Source organism: Aeromicrobium sp. Leaf272 (genome assembly GCF_001422865.1).
Classification (GTDB): domain Bacteria; phylum Actinomycetota; class Actinomycetes; order Propionibacteriales; family Nocardioidaceae; genus Aeromicrobium.
In genome coordinates this window covers 185,921-201,820 of sequence record NZ_LMMY01000015.1, presented here as the reverse complement: position 1 = coordinate 201,820, position 15,900 = coordinate 185,921, and the positions used below count along the sequence as shown (strand labels likewise).

The 15,900-nt window shown below is 72.0% G+C and carries 14 protein-coding genes and 1 pseudogene; 6 read left to right on the top strand and 9 right to left on the bottom strand.

The window, feature by feature from the left end:
* From ASF38_RS16175 to ASF38_RS16160, 4 genes and pseudogenes are all read left to right on the top strand, one after another.
* Positions 1 to 349, top strand: a pseudogene (locus ASF38_RS16175) (UDP-N-acetylglucosamine 1-carboxyvinyltransferase); the annotation flags it as partial.
* 44 nt (positions 350 to 393) lie between these two features.
* Positions 394 to 1,170 carry a glycerophosphodiester phosphodiesterase gene (locus ASF38_RS16170; RefSeq protein ID WP_055968618.1) on the top strand — a complete coding sequence of 259 codons (777 nt, stop codon included), beginning with the start codon at positions 394 to 396 and terminating at the stop codon, positions 1,168 to 1,170.
* A complete protein-coding gene (locus tag ASF38_RS16165; RefSeq protein WP_055968261.1) occupies positions 1,167 to 2,507 on the top strand; it encodes an MFS transporter in 1,341 nt (446 codons plus the stop codon). The genes ASF38_RS16170 and ASF38_RS16165 overlap by 4 nt, the downstream gene beginning before the upstream one ends.
* Positions 2,508 to 2,569: 62 nt before the next feature.
* The gene (locus ASF38_RS16160) at positions 2,570 to 2,944 is read left to right on the top strand and encodes an RNA polymerase-binding protein RbpA (protein WP_055968259.1); all 375 of its coding nucleotides are present in this window, start codon (positions 2,570 to 2,572) and stop codon (positions 2,942 to 2,944) included.
* Positions 2,945 to 2,957: 13 nt separating this feature from the next.
* On the opposite strand, the gene ASF38_RS16155 is transcribed toward ASF38_RS16160, so the two are convergent.
* The 3 genes from ASF38_RS16155 to ASF38_RS16145 are packed head-to-tail and all read right to left on the bottom strand — an operon-like array spanning position 2,958 to position 6,374.
* Positions 2,958 to 3,770, bottom strand: coding sequence for a polyprenol monophosphomannose synthase (locus ASF38_RS16155; protein ID WP_082480834.1), 813 nt, complete (start codon positions 3,768 to 3,770; stop codon positions 2,958 to 2,960).
* A gap of 14 nt (positions 3,771 to 3,784) precedes the next feature.
* Positions 3,785 to 5,284: an apolipoprotein N-acyltransferase gene (gene lnt / locus ASF38_RS16150; RefSeq protein WP_056577386.1), complete on the bottom strand. Its 1,500-nt coding sequence runs from the start codon at positions 5,282 to 5,284 to the stop codon at positions 3,785 to 3,787.
* A gap of 13 nt (positions 5,285 to 5,297) precedes the next feature.
* Positions 5,298 to 6,374 carry a Xaa-Pro peptidase family protein gene (locus ASF38_RS16145; RefSeq protein ID WP_056577383.1) on the bottom strand — a complete coding sequence of 359 codons (1,077 nt, stop codon included), beginning with the start codon at positions 6,372 to 6,374 and terminating at the stop codon, positions 5,298 to 5,300.
* A gap of 106 nt (positions 6,375 to 6,480) precedes the next feature.
* On the opposite strand from ASF38_RS16145, the gene ASF38_RS16140 reads away from it, so the two are divergent.
* Positions 6,481 to 8,028, top strand: coding sequence for a M20/M25/M40 family metallo-hydrolase (locus tag ASF38_RS16140; protein WP_056577381.1), 1,548 nt, complete (start codon positions 6,481 to 6,483; stop codon positions 8,026 to 8,028).
* A 136-nt stretch (positions 8,029 to 8,164) separates the two neighbouring features.
* A complete protein-coding gene (locus ASF38_RS16135) occupies positions 8,165 to 9,100 on the top strand; it encodes a 5'-3' exonuclease (protein ID WP_235497768.1) in 936 nt (311 codons plus the stop codon).
* Here ASF38_RS16135 and ASF38_RS16130 read toward each other — a convergent pair.
* From ASF38_RS16130 to ASF38_RS16105, 6 genes are read right to left on the bottom strand one after another with little or no spacing between them, the layout of a single operon-like run.
* Entirely contained in the window at positions 9,090 to 11,876 is a 2,787-nt protein-coding gene (locus tag ASF38_RS16130) for an RNA helicase (protein ID WP_055968250.1), read from the bottom strand. The two genes, ASF38_RS16135 and ASF38_RS16130, sit on opposite strands and share 11 nt — an antisense overlap.
* 23 nt (positions 11,877 to 11,899) lie before the next feature.
* Positions 11,900 to 12,769, bottom strand: coding sequence for a YegS/Rv2252/BmrU family lipid kinase (locus ASF38_RS16125; protein WP_056554643.1), 870 nt, complete (start codon positions 12,767 to 12,769; stop codon positions 11,900 to 11,902).
* Positions 12,770 to 12,804: 35 nt separating this feature from the next.
* Complete coding sequence (gene tatC, locus ASF38_RS16120; RefSeq protein ID WP_235492968.1) at positions 12,805 to 13,647, bottom strand: twin-arginine translocase subunit TatC; 843 nt, start codon at positions 13,645 to 13,647, stop codon at positions 12,805 to 12,807.
* A 3-nt stretch (positions 13,648 to 13,650) separates the two neighbouring features.
* A complete protein-coding gene (gene tatA, locus ASF38_RS16115) occupies positions 13,651 to 13,929 on the bottom strand; it encodes a twin-arginine translocase TatA/TatE family subunit (RefSeq protein ID WP_055968245.1) in 279 nt (92 codons plus the stop codon).
* 25 nt (positions 13,930 to 13,954) lie between these two features.
* Positions 13,955 to 14,920: a YafY family protein gene (locus ASF38_RS16110; RefSeq protein ID WP_235492967.1), complete on the bottom strand. Its 966-nt coding sequence runs from the start codon at positions 14,918 to 14,920 to the stop codon at positions 13,955 to 13,957.
* Positions 14,917 to 15,885: a YafY family protein gene (locus tag ASF38_RS16105; RefSeq protein WP_055968242.1), complete on the bottom strand. Its 969-nt coding sequence runs from the start codon at positions 15,883 to 15,885 to the stop codon at positions 14,917 to 14,919. Before ASF38_RS16105 ends, ASF38_RS16110 begins: the two co-directional genes overlap by 4 nt.
* Positions 15,886 to 15,900: the final 15 nt, after the last annotated feature.

Below are 15,900 nucleotides of genomic sequence, written 5' to 3'. Positions count from 1 at the left end.
CCTGCCGTTCTTCGCGGTCATCGCCGCCACGGCCGAGGGTCAGACCCTGCTGCACGACTGGGTATACGAGAACCGGGCGATCTACCTGACCGAGCTCAACAAGCTGGGCGCGCGGGTCAAGCTGCTCGACCCGCACCGGGTCCTGGTCGACGGACCGACGCACTGGAGCGGGACCGAGATCGTGTGCCCGCCGGCGCTGCGCCCGGCCGTCGTCATCCTGCTGGCCATGCTCGCCGCCAAGGGCACCTCCGTGCTGCGCAGCGTGTACGTCATCAACCGTGGCTACGAGGACCTGGCCGAGCGGCTGAACGCCCTCGGTGCGCAGATCGAGACCTTCCGCGACATCTGACGACGAGGGCGTCCCGCGGACCCTGCGGGCGCTAGCGTGAGGTGGTGTCCAGCCACCCGTACCTCGACGCGCCCCTCCCCCTGGCCCTGGCCCACCGCGGTGGCGCCCTGCTGCCGGTGAACGGGGGCCTGGAGAACACGTTGGCAGCGTTCACGAACGCGGTGGCGCTCGGGTTCCGCTACCTCGAGACCGACGTGCACGCCTCGCGGGACGGCGTCGTCTACGCGTTCCACGACGAGCACCTGGGTCGCCTGACCGGGGTCGACACGCCCCTGGCCGACCTGACGGCCGAGGAGGTCGACGCCGTGCGGGTGGTCGGCAAGGAACCGGTGCCGCGCCTGGCGACGTTGCTGGAGGCCTTCCCGCACGCGCGGTTCAACATCGACGTGAAGTCCGACGCCGCCGTCGTCCCGACGGTCGAGGTCATCCGTGCTGCCGGGGCGCAGGAGCGGGTCTGCCTCGCCTCGTTCTCCGGCCGTCGCCTGGCACACCTCCGCCGGATCTGCCCCGAGGCCGCCCGCTCGGCCGGGCCGCTGGAGGTCGCGGCGCTGCGGCTGGGTCCCGTCGCGGCGATCCGCCGGTACGCCGCCCGGCGCGGTGTCCACTGCCTGCAGGTGCCGGTGCGCAGGGGCCCCGTGACGGTCGTGACGCCACGATTCGTCCGCCACGCGCACGCGACCGGCCTGCAGGTGCACGTGTGGACCGTCGATGACCCCGACGAGATGCGATGGTTGCTCGACATCGGCGTCGACGGCATCGTCACCGACCGTCCCGACGTCCTGCGCGACGTGCTGACCGAACGAGGAGCCTGGCCACGATGAGCACCGGACGCACGAGTCACGCTGACGGCGGCGGGGCGGTCGCCCGCAGCACCAGCCGGGGCCAGGTCCTGGCCTGGTCCTTCTGGGACTGGGGCTCGGCCGCGTTCAACGCCGTGATCGTCACGTTCGTGTTCTCGGTCTACCTCACCGACGGCGTCGGCAAGGACCTGCCCGGACCGGTCTCGGCCAGCACGTGGCTGGCGTGGTCGATCGCGGCCGGCTCCCTCGTGATCGCCGTCCTCGCCCCCGTCCTGGGCCAGCGGTCCGACGCGGGCGGGCGGCGCAAGCGCTCCCTGGCCCTGCTCACGGGCGCCGTCGTCGTCCTGATGGCCCTCATGTTCTTCGTGAAGGACGACTACCACTACCTGTGGCTCGGCCTGCTCCTGATCTCGCTGGGCATCGTGCTGTTCGAGCTGGCCCAGGTCCCCTACTTCGCCATGCTCCGCCAGGTGTCCACGCCCGAGACGGTCGGCCGGGTGTCCGGGCTCGGCTGGGGCTTCGGCTACCTGGGCGGCATCGTGCTGCTGATCATCGTGTTCGTCGGGCTGATCAGCGGCGACGGTGGCCTCCTCGGCGTGACCACCGACGACGGGCTCAACATCCGGCTCGTGGCGATCGTGTCCGCCGTCTGGTTCCTCGTGTTCGCGCTGCCCGTGCTGCTGTTCGTCCCCGAGCTCCCGGCCGAGGCGAGCCCGCTGCCCCGCACCGGCTTCGTCGACTCGTACCGCGTGCTGTTCGCCGAGGTGCGGACCATGTGGCGCGACGACCGCGAGACCCTCAAGTTCCTCATCGCCAGCGCCCTCTACCGCGACGGTCTGGCCGGGGTGTTCACCTTCGGTGCGGTCATCGCCGTGTCCGTGTACGGCTTCACCGACGAGACCGTGATCCCGTTCGGCATCGTGGCCAACGTGGCCGCGGCGGGCGGTGCGATCCTGGCCGGTCGTTTCGACGACCGTGGAGGGCCGCGTCGCGTGGTGGTGTTCTCGCTCGTGTCGATGATGGTCGTGGGCACGGTGCTGCTGTTCGTCGAGGGCAGCACGGGATTCTGGATCTTCGGGCTGCTGCTGTGCCTGTTCGTCGGTCCGGCCCAGTCGGCGTCCCGCACCTACCTGGTGCGCCTCACGGCGGTCGGCAAGGAGGGCCAGAACTTCGGCCTCTACGCCATGACGGGGCGTGCCGCGTCGTTCCTCTCCCCCGCCCTCTTCGGGCTCTTCGCCTTCATCGGCGGTGACGACCGGTGGGGCATCGTCGGCATCCTCGTGGTCCTCGCCGCCGGGCTCGCGGCCCTCTTCCTGGTCGCTCCCCAGGTCCGCGACCGCGCACTCGAGGTGCGGTGACGACGTACTCAGGGGAATCTCAAGGGGGTGCCCTACGTTGGTACCGATGAGAGGAGTGACCCATGGCTGAACGAGCACTGCGCGGGGCCCGGCTGGGTGCCCAGAGCTTCGAGGACGAGCGCGGGGTCGAGATGGCCCCTCGTCAGGAGATCGAGTACGTCTGCGACGACGGACACACCTTTACGGTGACCATGTCGGTCGAGGCCGAGGTCCCCTACGAGTGGGAGGACCCGAAGACCGGCCGCATCGGCAAGCAGGCCGACGTCGCGGAGCCGGCGAAGAAGGAGGAGAAGGCGGCGCGTACCCACTGGGACATGCTGCTGGAGCGACGCTCGGAGTCCGAGCTCGAGGAGATCCTCACCGAGCGCCTGGAGCTGTTGCGCTCCGGCGAGATCGGCCCGCCGCACCTGCACCGTCGCAAGCGCAAGACGGCCTGACGGCCCGTCGGGCTCAGCCCGACCCGTCCGAGCCCACCCCGAGACCCCGGTCCTGCACCGGGGTCTCGTGCTGTCCGGGTCCGGCATCACCGGGGCGGGGCAGCGCGGCCCGGGCGAGCGGTCCCACCCGCAGCCGGCGGGGCACCCGGCGCGCGAGGCCCCAGAGGGTCACGCGCCACAGCGCCTCGCGCACGATCGCCGAGCTCATCTTGGACCGCCCGAGAGCGCGCTCGACGAAGGTGACCGGCACCTCCACGATCCGCAGTCCTGACGCGTGGACCCGGCGCGTCATGTCGATCTGGAAGCAGTACCCCTGCGAGGCGACGCCCGCGAAGGCGATCCGGCGCAGCGTGTCGGCCCGGAAGGCACGGAAGCCGGCGGTGGTGTCGTGCACGGGCAGGCCGAGCGCGAGGCGGGCGTACATCGTGCCGCCCCGCGAGATCATCCGTCGGTGCCACGGCCAGTTGACCACCGAGCCCCCCGGGACCCAGCGCGAGCCGATGACGAGGTCGGCCGACGCGACGGCGGCCAGGAGGTCGGGCAGCTCCTCGGGCAGGTGGGAGCCGTCGGCGTCCATCTCCACCAGGACGTCGTAGCCGCGGTCCAGGCCCCAGGCGAAGCCGGCCCGGTAGGCGGCTCCGAGCCCGTCCTTGCCCGTGCGGTGGAGCACGTGGACGGCGGGGTCGCGCAGCGCTCGCTCGTCGGCGAGCCGGCCGGTGCCGTCGGGCGAGGCGTCGTCGACCACGAGGACGTCGGCGTCGGGGACGCAGCTGCGGAGCCGCTCGAGGGTGCCGGGCAGGCTCTCCGCCTCGTCGTAGGTCGGCATGATCACCAGGACGGTCACGACGACGTCCTCCGGACCGCGCGACGGCGGTGCAGGATGCCGAGGACCCAGCCCAGCAGACCGATCGACACCAGCGCCACGGCGGGCCAGCGGCCCGCGGCGGTGGCCGGGGTCGTCCCGGTGGCCGTGCCGACGTCGGCGACCAGCGTGGCGGGCTCCTCGGTGGGCGCCTGCTGGACCACGCGCCCGTCGGCGTCGACGATGCCGCTGATGCCGTTCGTCGACGGCACGACGACCCAGCGGCCGGTCTCGATCGCGCGGAGCCGCGAGATCTTGAACTGCTGCGCGGGCTGCGACGTGCCGGTGAAGCTGGCGTTGCTGGTCTGGACCACGAGCATCTCGGCCCCGCCGCGCACCGCGTCCTCGACGATGCCGTCGTAGGCGATGTCCCAGCAGATGGTGTCGCCGACGACGACGGACCCGGCCTGCAGGTCGCCCGCCCGGTCCCCCGGCAGCATGTCGCGCGGGATGTCGCGGTCGAAGCGCGGGACCAGCCCACCCAGCTCGCGACGGTACGGCACGTACTCGCCGTACGGCACGAGCCTGCGCTTCACGTAGACCTCGCCGGGGCCGTCGCCGTTCCAGACCACACCGGCGTTGTAGGCGGTGTCGTTCGTGGGGCCGTCGAGGATGGCGCCCACGAGGATCGGCGCACCGATCCGTTGCACCAGGGACTCGATGCGGGCGGCAAGCGCCTCGTCGGCGAAGGGGTCGACGTCGAGCGCGTTCTCCGGCCAGATGACGAGGTCCGGTGCCTGGGTCCGCCCGGACTCCACGGCCGCCGCCAACCTGCTCGTCTCGGCGAGGTGCAGCTCGCCGATCTCGCCGCGGGGCCAGGTCAGGAAGGCGCCCGGCGTGTTGCCCTGGATCGCGGCGACGCGCCGCTCCGGACCCGGGTCCGCGAGCCCCGTGGGCAGGAACAGCCCGCCCAGGATGACGGCGACGACGACGGCGACGGCCGCGGTCCGACGCAGGACCCCGGAACCGGCCAGCACGACCAGCATCGCCGCGAGCACGAACAGCAGGGCGGACGTGCCGGGCATCCCGACGAGGCGCGCGTACGGGGCGAGCGGGGTGTCGATGGACGTGTGGGCCAGGCGTCCCCACGGGAACCCGGAGAACGGGAAGCCGCCGCGCACCTGCTCGCCCAGCACCCAGGCAGCGGCGCCCCACACGGGCCACCAGGGCAGCCGCAGCGCCGCGCGGAGCGGCAGGGCGATGACGGCCAGCAGCACGGTCTGCGCGACCACGAGCGCGACGTAGGCCCCGCTGCTGACCGCGTTCATCCACCAGATGAGCGGCGCCATGAAGGCGAGTCCGTAGACCGCACCCGTGGTCATGACCGCGACCACGCGAGCCTCCGCCTGCCGGCGCAGCACCCAGACGAGCAGGGCCACGCCGACGACCATCGTGTACGGCACGGACCACGGGTCGAAGGCTGCCGCGCTGAGCAGTCCGGAGACGGCCGCCAGCACGGCGGCCAGGTACCACCTCATCGGGGTGACCGTCTCACAGGACCGTGAGCGCGCGCGGTGCGTGGTTGAGGACCTCGAGGCCGTCGTCGGTGCAGACGGCGATGTCCTCGATGCGGGCGCCGAAGCGCCCCTCGAGGTACACGCCGGGCTCGATGGAGAACGCCATGCCGGGCTCCAGCACGAGGGCGTTGCCCTCCACGATGTAGGGCTCCTCGTGCGTCTCGGTGCCGATGCCGTGCCCGGTGCGGTGGATGAACAGGTCCCCGAGGCCGGCGTCGACGAGGACCTGGCGACCCACGGCGTCGACGGACTCCGCGGTGACGCCCGGTCGTGCGTGCTCGCGCTGGACGCGCTGGGCCTCCTCCAGCACGGCGTACGCCTCGAGGTACTCCGCCGGGGCGCTGCCGCCGGCGAGGTAGTTGCGGGTCGAGTCCGAGCAGTAGCCGGCCGCCGTCGTGCCGCCGATGTCGACGACCACGGGGTCACCCAGCTCGATCGTGCGGTCGGAGACCTCGTGGTGGGGCGACGCACCGTTGGGGCCGGAGCCGACGATGACGAAGTCGACCTGCGCGTGCCCCTCGTCGACGATCGCGCGGGCGATGTCGGCGCCGACCTCGCGCTCGGTGCGTCCCGGACGGAGCCACTCCCCCATGCGGGCGTGCACGCGGTCGATGGCGGCGCCCGCGTCGCGCAGGGCCGCGATCTCGTCGGTGTCCTTGCGCATGCGCAGCTGGGTGAGCAGGGGGCCGGCGAGGCCGACCCGGGCGAACCGGTCCTGCAGGGCCAGGACGCGCTCGGCCCACATCTGGTTGTCGACCGCCACGGTGGCGTCGGCGGGCAGGAGCGAGGCGACGAGGGCGTAGGGGTCGTCGGTCTCGCCCCAGGTGGCGATCTCCACGTCGACCCCGGCGGCCTCGGCGGCCGCCCGCTCGAGCGCGGGCACCACGAGGGTCGCGGGCCCGTCGGCGGGCACCACCAGGCAGGTCAGACGCTCGAGCGGCTTGGCGTGGTAGCCGGTCAGGTAGCGCAGGTCGGCGCCGGGCGTGACGAGCACGGCTCCGACGGACTGGGCACGAGCGAGCTCTTGGGCGCGGATCCAGCGAGAAGTCACCCGCCGAGCCTACGTCGTGGGCCAACGGAGGACCTTCGACAGGTGCCCCGTCCGCTACCGTCGCCTAGGGTGAGGTGTACATCACATCGAAGGATCGGGGGGTCCCATGCGCAAGATCGTCGCTGCCACCGCAGCCGTCGTCCTGTCCGCCGGGCTCGTCTCCGCGTCACCGGCACTCGCCGGTGGCTCGAAGGGCGAGGTCGACACCACCAAGCTGACCAAGGCGGTGCAGGTCAACGGGGTGCTCCAGCACCTGCGCCAGCTGCAGACCATCGCCAACCGCAACGGCGGCAACCGAGCGTCCGGACTGCCCGGCTACGACGCGTCGTCGGCCTACGTCGCCAAGACGCTGCGTGCGGCGGGCTACACCGTGCGCAAGCAGACGTTCACCTTCCCGTTCTTCGCCGAGAACAGCCCGGCCACGCTGACCCAGCTCACGCCGGGCGAGAAGACGCTCGAGACGGCCGTGTTCACGTACTCCGGATCGGGTTCGGTCACCGGCACGGTCGTGCCGACGAAGGACGTGGTCATCCCGGCCACGCCCGAGCCGAGCAGCACCTCCGGGTGCGAGGCGTCGGACTTCGAGGCGGCCCCCGCGGACCCCGCGATCGCGCTGGTCCAGCGCGGCACCTGTGACTTCGGCGTCAAGGCGGCCAACGCGAAGGCCGCCGGCTACGACGCCGTGATCATCTTCAACGAGGGCAACCCCGAGCGCACCGAGCTCGCCGTGGGCACGCTCGGCACCCCGATCGACGTCCCGGTCGTGGGCCTGTCCTACGACGACGCCGTCGCCCTCGTCCAGGACGCACGCTCCGGCGGTGCCACCGCTCGCGTCACGACGGACACGGTGACCGACCTCGAGCGTGAGACGCACAACCTGATCGCCGACTGGCCGAAGCGCACGAAGAACGACGACCAGGTCGTCGTGGTCGGTGCCCACCTGGACTCCGTCCCGGAGGGCGCGGGCATCAACGACAACGGCACCGGCACCGCGGCGATCCTCGAGATCGCCGAGCAGATGGCCAGGACCGGCTACACGAAGAGGGCACAGCGCCCCGTCCGCTTCGCCTTCTGGGGTGCCGAGGAGCTGGGCCTGCTCGGCTCGCAGCACTACGTCGACACGCTGTCCGACGCGAACCGGTCGAAGATCTACGCGAACCTGAACTTCGACATGCTGGGCTCGCCCAACTTCGTCCGGCTGGTCTACGACGGGGACGGGTCCGCGTTCGGCGCTGCCGGTCCCGCCGGGTCGGGCCAGATCGAGAAGGTCTTCACCGACTTCTTCGACGGCTCGGGCCTCGAGACCGATCCGACCGCGTTCGACGGCCGGTCCGACTACGGACCGTTCATCCAGTACGGCATCCCGGCGGGCGGCCTGTTCAGCGGTGCCGACGACGTCAAGACGCCCGAGCAGGCTGCGATCTACGGGGGTACGGCGGGCGAGACGCTCGACCAGAACTACCACTCGGCCGCCGACGACATCACCAACATCAACACGACGGTGCTCGGCCAGCTGAGCGACGGTGCGGCGCACGCGACGGCGACGTTGGCGCTGTCGAAGAAGGGTCTCTACGGCGACGCCGCGCGGGCCAAGGTCCGCACGAGCGCCAAGAAGGCTCCGGCCGTCACCCAGGGGCCGCAGGCCCAGCGTTGACGACACCGCGCTGACGACAGAGCGCTGACGCGTTCCTCGCGTCTCGGAACACCATCGCCCTCCCAGCACGACCGGGAGGGCGATGGTGTTCGGGTTCGGGACGGTAGTCGCCCTGGCGACGCCCTACGCTGGCGACGTGACCACCGGACGCCTGCTCCTCCTCGACTCCGCCAGCCTGTACTTCCGCGCGTTCTACGGCGTGCCCGACTCGTTCAAGGCGCCCGACGGGACGGTGGTGAACGCGTTGCGCGGGCTGCTCGACTTCGTCTCGACCCTCGTCGACCAGCACTCCCCCGACGCCGTGGTCGCGTGCTGGGACGACGACTGGCGTCCGCAGTGGCGGGTCGACCTGCTGCCCTCCTACAAGACCCACCGGGTGGCCGAGGTCGCCGACCCGACCTCGGGCGAGCTGGTCGCGGAGGAATCGCCGGAGCTGCTGAGCCCGCAGGTCCCGCTCATCGCCGAGGCGCTGGGCATCCTAGGGATCCCCGTGGTCGGCAGGCAGGGCGCCGAGGCCGACGACGTCATCGGCACGCTCGCGCAGGCGTGGGACGGGCCGGTCGACGTGGTCACCGGCGACCGCGACCTCTTCCAGCTCGTCGACGACGACGCGCAGGTGCGCGTGCTCTACACCGCGCGAGGGGTCTCGTCGGCCGACGTGGTCGACGCCGCGTGGATCCGCGCCAAGTACGGCGTGGAGCCGCAGCAGTACGCCGACTTCGCCACCATGCGCGGCGACACGTCCGACGGCATCCCCGGCGTCGCCGGCATCGGCGAGAAGACCGCCGCGACGCTGCTGGGCGAGTTCCACGACCTCGACGGCATCGTCGCGGCCGCCCAGGACCCGGACTCCTCGATCAAGCCGCGGGTCCGGCAGTCGCTGCTGGACACCCGCGAGCTGATCGACGTCATGCGTCAGGTCGTGCGGGTGCGCGACGACGTGTGCGGCACCGACGTCGTGCGGCCGCTGGCGCCGCTGTCCCCCGAGCAGCGCGACGCCCTCGAGGCGTTCGGGGCGCGGTGGGGCCTCGGTGGCGTGCCGGAGCGTCTCGTGAAGGCGCTCAGCCGCTGAGCGAGGAGTAGGCCACCACGCCGCGTCGCAGGCCGTCGAGCGTCTGCCGGGCGGTCGTGCGCAACGGTCCGGGGCCGGCGGCGTCGGCGACCTGCGCGACGAGGTCGATGAGCTGCTTCATGGCGCGCACGAAGTCACCGGCGGCCATGCCCGTGGTGCGCAGGACCTCGTCGAGCGGTGCTCCACCGACCCAGGCCGACGCGGTCTCCGCGAACCCGAAGTCGGGCGTGGACAGGAAGCGGACCCGGTTCCGACGCTCCAGGGCCTGCAGGTCGGCGCACAGCGCGAGCATCGTCTCCGAGACGTCGAGCGTGCGTCGGTCCGGGAACCGAGGGGCGGGCGGGTCGTCGATCCTGCTCTCGAAGGTGAGGCCCGACAGCACGGCACCCAGCTGGCCAGCGTCCAGACCGTCCCAGACCCCCTGCCGCAGGCACTCGCTGACGAGCAGGTCCAGCTCGCTGTACAGCCGCTGCAGGCGACGGCCGTCGGTGGTGACCTCGTCGCCGTCGAGATAGCCGAGCTCGTCGAGGACCTCGCACACGTGGTCGAACTGGCGCGCCACGGTGTTGGTGCGCTGCTCGATGCGGCGCCGCTGGTTGGCGGTGTCGCGCTCGAGCTTGGTGTAGCGCTCGGCCCATCGGGCGTGCGCCTCGCGATCGGGGCACGCGTGGCACGGGTGCTCCTTCATCGCCCGCCGCAGCTCGGCCACACGCGGGTCGGTGCGCTCGTCCGCGACCCGCTCGGTCGGGCGGTCGGCGTGGTAGCCGGTGTCGTTGTGCCAGCGCAGGCCCTCGGCGCGGTCCCGCAGCGAGGACGCGAGGTCGCGGCGCGCCTGGGCGTTGCGCGCGTTGAACGACTTGGGGATCCGCATCCGCGTGATGGGCTCCACCGGCACCGGGAAGTCGATCGTCCCGAGACGCCGCGAGTGGCGGCTCGCCGTGAGCACGAGCGGACGAGGAGCCTCCGGAGACCCGCTGACACCGGGGTCGAGCACGACGGCGAGCCCGGCGAACTTGCCCCCGGGCACGTTGATGACGTCGCCGACCTTGAGCGCCGCCATCGACGCGACGGCCTCCTGGCGGCGGTCCGCCTTGCGCTGGCGTGCTCCGGAGGACTCGACGTCGCTCAGCTCGCGGCGCAGCGCCGCGTACTCCAGGAAGTCTCCGAGGTGGCACTGGGCGGCCTCGCGGTAGCCGTCGAGCGCGTCGTCGGCCTTGCGGATCTGGCGGACCATCCCCACCACGGCGCGATCGGCCTGGAATTGGGCGAACGACTGCTCGAGCAGCTCGCGTGCCGGCCGGCGGCCCATCTGGTCGACCAGGTTGACCGCCATGTTGTAGGAGGGCCGGAACGAGGAGTTGAGCGGGTAGGTGCGGGTGGAGGCGAGACCGGCGACCTGCCGGGGGTCGAGCTGGGGCTGCCAGAGCACGACACCGTGCCCCTCGACGTCGATCCCGCGTCGTCCGGCCCGCCCGGTGAGCTGCGTGTACTCCCCCGGCGAGACGTTGACGTGGGCCTCTCCGTTCCACTTCGTCAGCCGTTCGATGACGACCGAGCGTGCGGGCATGTTGATGCCGAGCGCCAACGTCTCGGTGGCGAACACGACCTTGACGAGCCCGTCGCTGAACAGCTGCTCCACGACCTCCTTGAACGCGGGCAGCATGCCCGCGTGGTGCGCGGCGACTCCTCGCCCCAGACCGTCGCGCAGCTCGTGGAAGCCGAGGACGTGCAGGTCCTCGTCGGGCAGGTGCGCGCACGCCTCGTCGACCCGCGCCTCGATCTCCTTGCGCTCGTCGGGCGTGGTCAGCATGATGCGCGCGTCGAGCACCTGCTGGACGGCGGCAGCGCACCCGGCCCGGCTGAAGACGAAGACGATGGCGGGCAGCAGGCCCTCGGCCGCGAGCTTCTCGACGACCTCCACCCGGCTGGGCGTGCGGTGCCGGCTCTGCGGCCGCTTGCCGCCCTTGGCCGGCCGGCCGCGACCGCCGCCCTTGCGTGCGCGGTCCAGCTGCCAGTCCTGGCGCGCCATGCTCTCGAGCTGGCGGTTGACGCGGGGGCCCTCGTCGGACGACCCGCTCGAGCCGGGTCGGGTCTCGGCCGTGTCGTCCTCGAACAGCGGGAACAGCTTGCGACCCACCAGCACGTGCTGGTGCAGAGGGACCGGGCGCCGCTCCTCGACGATCGTGGTGGTGGAGCCCCGGACCTCGCTGAGCCAGTCGCCGAACTCCTCGGCGTTGGAGACCGTGGCCGACAGCGAGATCACGCTGACGGACTCGGGCAGCCCGATGATGACCTCTTCCCACACCGCCCCGCGGAACCGGTCCGCGAGGTAGTGCACCTCGTCCATGACGACGAAGCCGAGCCCGTCGAGGGTGCGCGAGCCCGCGTAGAGCATGTTGCGCAGCACCTCGGTGGTCATGACGACCACCGGAGCCTCCCCGTTGACGGTGCTGTCGCCGGTCAGCAGCCCCACACGGTCGGCGCCGTAGCGCTCGACCAGGTCGTGGAACTTCTGGTTCGACAGCGCCTTGATCGGCGTGGTGTAGAAGCACTTGCGCCCGGTCGCGAGGGCGAGGTGCACCGCGAACTCACCGACGAGCGTCTTGCCGGAGCCCGTCGGAGCCGCGACCAGCACCCCGCGCCCGTCCTCGACCTCGTGGCACGCCTCGACCTGGAAGGGGTCGAGCGTGAAGCCGTAGAGACCACGGAACTCGGCGAGGTGGGGGTGGCGACGCGAGGCCGTGGCCTGGGCGAACTTCTCGGCCGGGCTCGTCATGCTCCCCAGCCTACGGATCGCGGCTACGGAACGAGGACGCGCAACGCGGCGGGGCGCACACGCGTCGTCATCGGAAGAGGGCCGAGACGCTCGCCGTCGCCGTACGCGACGATGCCCGGGCACTCCAGGACGGCCTCGCGGACCAGGTGCCGCTCGAACTCCGGGAGGTCCACGTGCGTCCCGCGGTACAGCCGCGGGAACACGCGGACGAGCTTCGTCTTGCTGACCGGCCTGATGATGCAGACGTCGAGCAGGCCGTCGTCGAGCACCGCTCCCTCGGCGATCCTCAGTCCCCCGCCGAACGACGGTCCGTTGCCCACGGCCACGAGCATGGCCTCGGTGTCGAGCCGGACGCCGTCGAGGGTCAGCGTGAACGACAGCGGGGAGAACGCGCGGAGCTCGGCGAGGATCGCGAGGTTGTAGCGCATGTTGCCGCGGGGCCAGCGCATGGCGTTGGCGCGCTCGTTCACCTTGGAGTCGAAGCCCGACGCCACGACGGTGACGACCGGCCCGTGGTCGGTGTCGGCGAGGTCGATCGTGCGCGTGCGGCCCGACAGGACGACGTCGAGCGCGGCGTCGGGGTCCCCCACGGGGATCCCGAGCGACCGTGCGGTGTCGTTGCCGGTGCCGGCGGGCAGCAGGCCGACGGTGACGTCGCGCGCGGTGAGCGCCGGCAGCACGTCGTGCAGCAGGCCGTCACCTCCGACGACGAGCACCAGCTCCGATCCCGCGTCGACCTCGGCCGCGACGGCAGCGCGCGCCTGGGCGCCGTCGGCGCTGTGCACCCGCACCACGTCGTGACCGGCGCGGGTCAGGCGGTCCCCCGCCTCCCGCGCGATCTGCTCGCCCCGCTGCTTGCCCGAGACCGGGTTCACGACGAGCGTCACGAGCATGGCCGCAGCCTAGACCCCGCGCAGTCGCAGGATGGTCAGTCCTCGTCGAGGCGTGACGGTCCGTCGAGCGGGGAGGCGTCGTCGTCGGCGGTCGCGTCGACGCGCTCACGTCCGCGCCGCCGATCGGTGATCTTGGTGATGATCTCGGCGATGAGGTAGAGCACCGTCATGGGCGCGGCCAGGAAGAGCATGGTGAGCGGGTCGGTGGTGGGCGTCGCGATCGCGGCGAACACGAAGATGCCGATGATGGTCCAGGGCCGTGCCGACGCCAGCTGCTTCGCCGACACGATCCCGAGCCGGTTCAGCATGACCACGACGAGCGGGATCTCGGCGGCGACGCCGAAGACCAGCAGCATCTTGATGATGAAGTCGAAGTACTCGGCCCCGGTCACGAGGCTCCCGAACCCGTCGGGCACGAACCCGATGAGGATCTCCATCGCCTTCGGCAGGACGACGTAGGCCAGGGCGGCGCCACCGACGAACAGCGGGGCGCCGGTGCCGGCGAGGATGGCCGCCCACTTCTTCTCGTGCCGGTGCATCGCCGGCAGGATGAACGCCCACAGCTGCCACAGCCACAGCGGGCTCGAGGCCAGCAGGCCGAACACGAGCGAGATCTTCAGCTGGAACTGGAACGCGCCGCCGACGCCGGTGATGACCAGCTCGGACTCGATGCCCTGCGTCTGCAGGATCGGCCGCATGTCGTTGTACGGCTGGGTGAGGAAGTCCAGGATCGGGCCGTAGAAGACGAACCCCAGGATCGTGAAGACGAGGATCGCGAGCACGGCACGCGTGAGGCGCGTCCGGAGCTCGCGGAGGTGCTCCACGAGCGGCATGGTGCCGCCGGTGGCCCCGGACGGCGTGCCGCTGATCGCGGCCAAGCCTTAGCCCTGCTCGGGGGTGGAGTCGCGGCGCACCGGCTCGGGGCGCACCGTGAGGTCGTCGGCGACCTGGTCGGGGCGCACCGTCGGGTCGGAGGCGGCGGCCACGTCGGCGTCGTCGCGCTTGTCGTCGCCGTCGTTCAGCTCCTTGACCTCGGACTTGAAGATCCGCAGGGCACGTCCGGACCCGCGCGCGAGCTCGGGAAGCTTGCGGCCGCCGAACAGCAGCAGGACCACGCCGAGGATGAGGAGGATCTCCGTAGGGCCGATCTGCCTGAACATGATGTCTCTTTCGTCGGGTGCGGTCTCAACCATCGTACGCGGCGAGTGCTGAACGTGCCGTGTCCATCACCTGTCCGCGAAGTGTGCGTGGCTCGACGACGTGCACCGTGCCGCCGTTGCGCAGCACGAGCCGACGCAGCCAGGCCTCGTCGCCCCCGTACAGGCGCACGCGGCGACGGCCGTCGACCTCGCCGAGCTCCTCGACCTGGTAGTACTCGGTGAGCCAGTGCGCAGCCGGGTCGAGGTCGAGGACGGCGGACGGGGTCTGGTCGCTCACGGAGAACAGCTCGTCGCCGAGGTCGCGGGCGGTGGCGTCGTGGCGCTCGACCGCCTGGCCGGTGTCGACGGCGCGCGTGATGCGGTCGAGCCGGAAGAACCGGACGTCCTCGGCGCGCAGGCAGTAGGCCTCGAGGTAGGTGTGGCCCTGCCGGGCGAACAGCTGCTGCGGGTCGACCTGGCGGGTCGTGACGTCGTCGCGGGAGTCGGTGGCGTAGTCCAGCTCGAGCCGGCGGCCGTCGGCCAACGCGGCCGCCACGGTGTCGCGGATGGCGGGATCGACCTCGGCGACGTGCACGTCGACGGCCTCCACGGCGGTGTCGCCGGCCACGGCGGTCTCCAGCTTGGCCAGGGCGGCGTCGACGATCGGCAGCTGAGGACCGGCGGCCGACGCGCGCAGGGTGCGCAGCGCGGCGACGAGCGCGATGCCCTCGTCGGCTGTCAGGCGCAGGGGTCGGGACAGGAACTCGGCGTCGCGGATGTGGATGACGTCGTCGCCCTCGAGCGCGGCGAGGTCGACGTCGATGAGCTCACCGGCGTACTCCCCCACCCCGGTGAACATGAGCAGGCGCAGGTCGTCACGGATCTGCTTGGGCGGGACACCGAACTCGCGGGCGACGTCGTGGACCGGCACCCCGTCGTTGCCCTGCAGGTACGGCACGAGCGCGAGCATCCGTACGACCTGCTGCGCGGAGCGGTTCGTCGGTCGGCTCACGACGCCGCCCCCGTGGCCTCGAGCACGGCGCGCAGGCGGCCGATCACCTGGTCACGGAGCTCCGGCGGGTCGAGGACGACGACGTCGGGCCCGTACGAGGCGATCTCGGCGGCCAGGTCCCAGCCGGTGGAGAACGGGACGACGAGCTCGTCGCGACCGTCGTCGCCCGGAGTGACGGAGGCGGCGCTGCGGCGCAGGGCGTTGGCCCGGGCCGTCGCGACGCTGAGGCGCGCGGTGCGGTCGGACGGACGGGGGAAGAGGGCCGTGGCGGCCGCGGAGACGACCTCCTCGGCCGGGCGCTCGAACGCGCCGGGCTCGCCGTCGTGCTCCAGGTCGCCGACGACGCGGGAGAGGCGGAACATGCGCGGCGCGTCGCGGTCGACGTCGTGGCCGACGAGGTACCAGCGGCCACGCCAGGACAGGATCCGCCACGGCAGGACCCGCCGCTGCGTGGCCTCGGCGCCGGGGCGCCGGTACTCGAAGCGCACGGGGATACGACGGGTGGCGGCGTCGAGGGCCGCCTCGAAGGCCGGCTCGTGCGCCGACAGCTTGGGCTCGGCCATGCGCAGCACGTCGGTGTCGACCGCGACGCCGGCGGCCTTGAGCTTGACGAGGGCCGACGTGGAGCTGGTGGCCAGGCCGGCGTGCTCCCACACCTGCGCGGCCAGCCCCAGCACGGCGGCCTCCTCGCGGGTGAGGTCGAGGTCGGGCAGCTCGGCGGCGTCGCGTCGGATCCGGTACCCGGGCTCGTCGTCGAAGTACTTGTCGTTGGTGCCGGTCTCGACGGCGATGCCGAGCTCGCGCAGCTCCTCCTTGTCGCGCTCGAACTTGCGCTCGAAGGCCACCTGGGTCGAGGCGCGGTAGTCCGCGATCGCCTGGCGGATCTGTTCCTTGGACAGGTACTGACGGGTGACGAGCAGGGTGAAGATGAGGTTCATCAACCTCTCGGTCTTGCGGTCGGCCACGCCCCCAGCATGTCA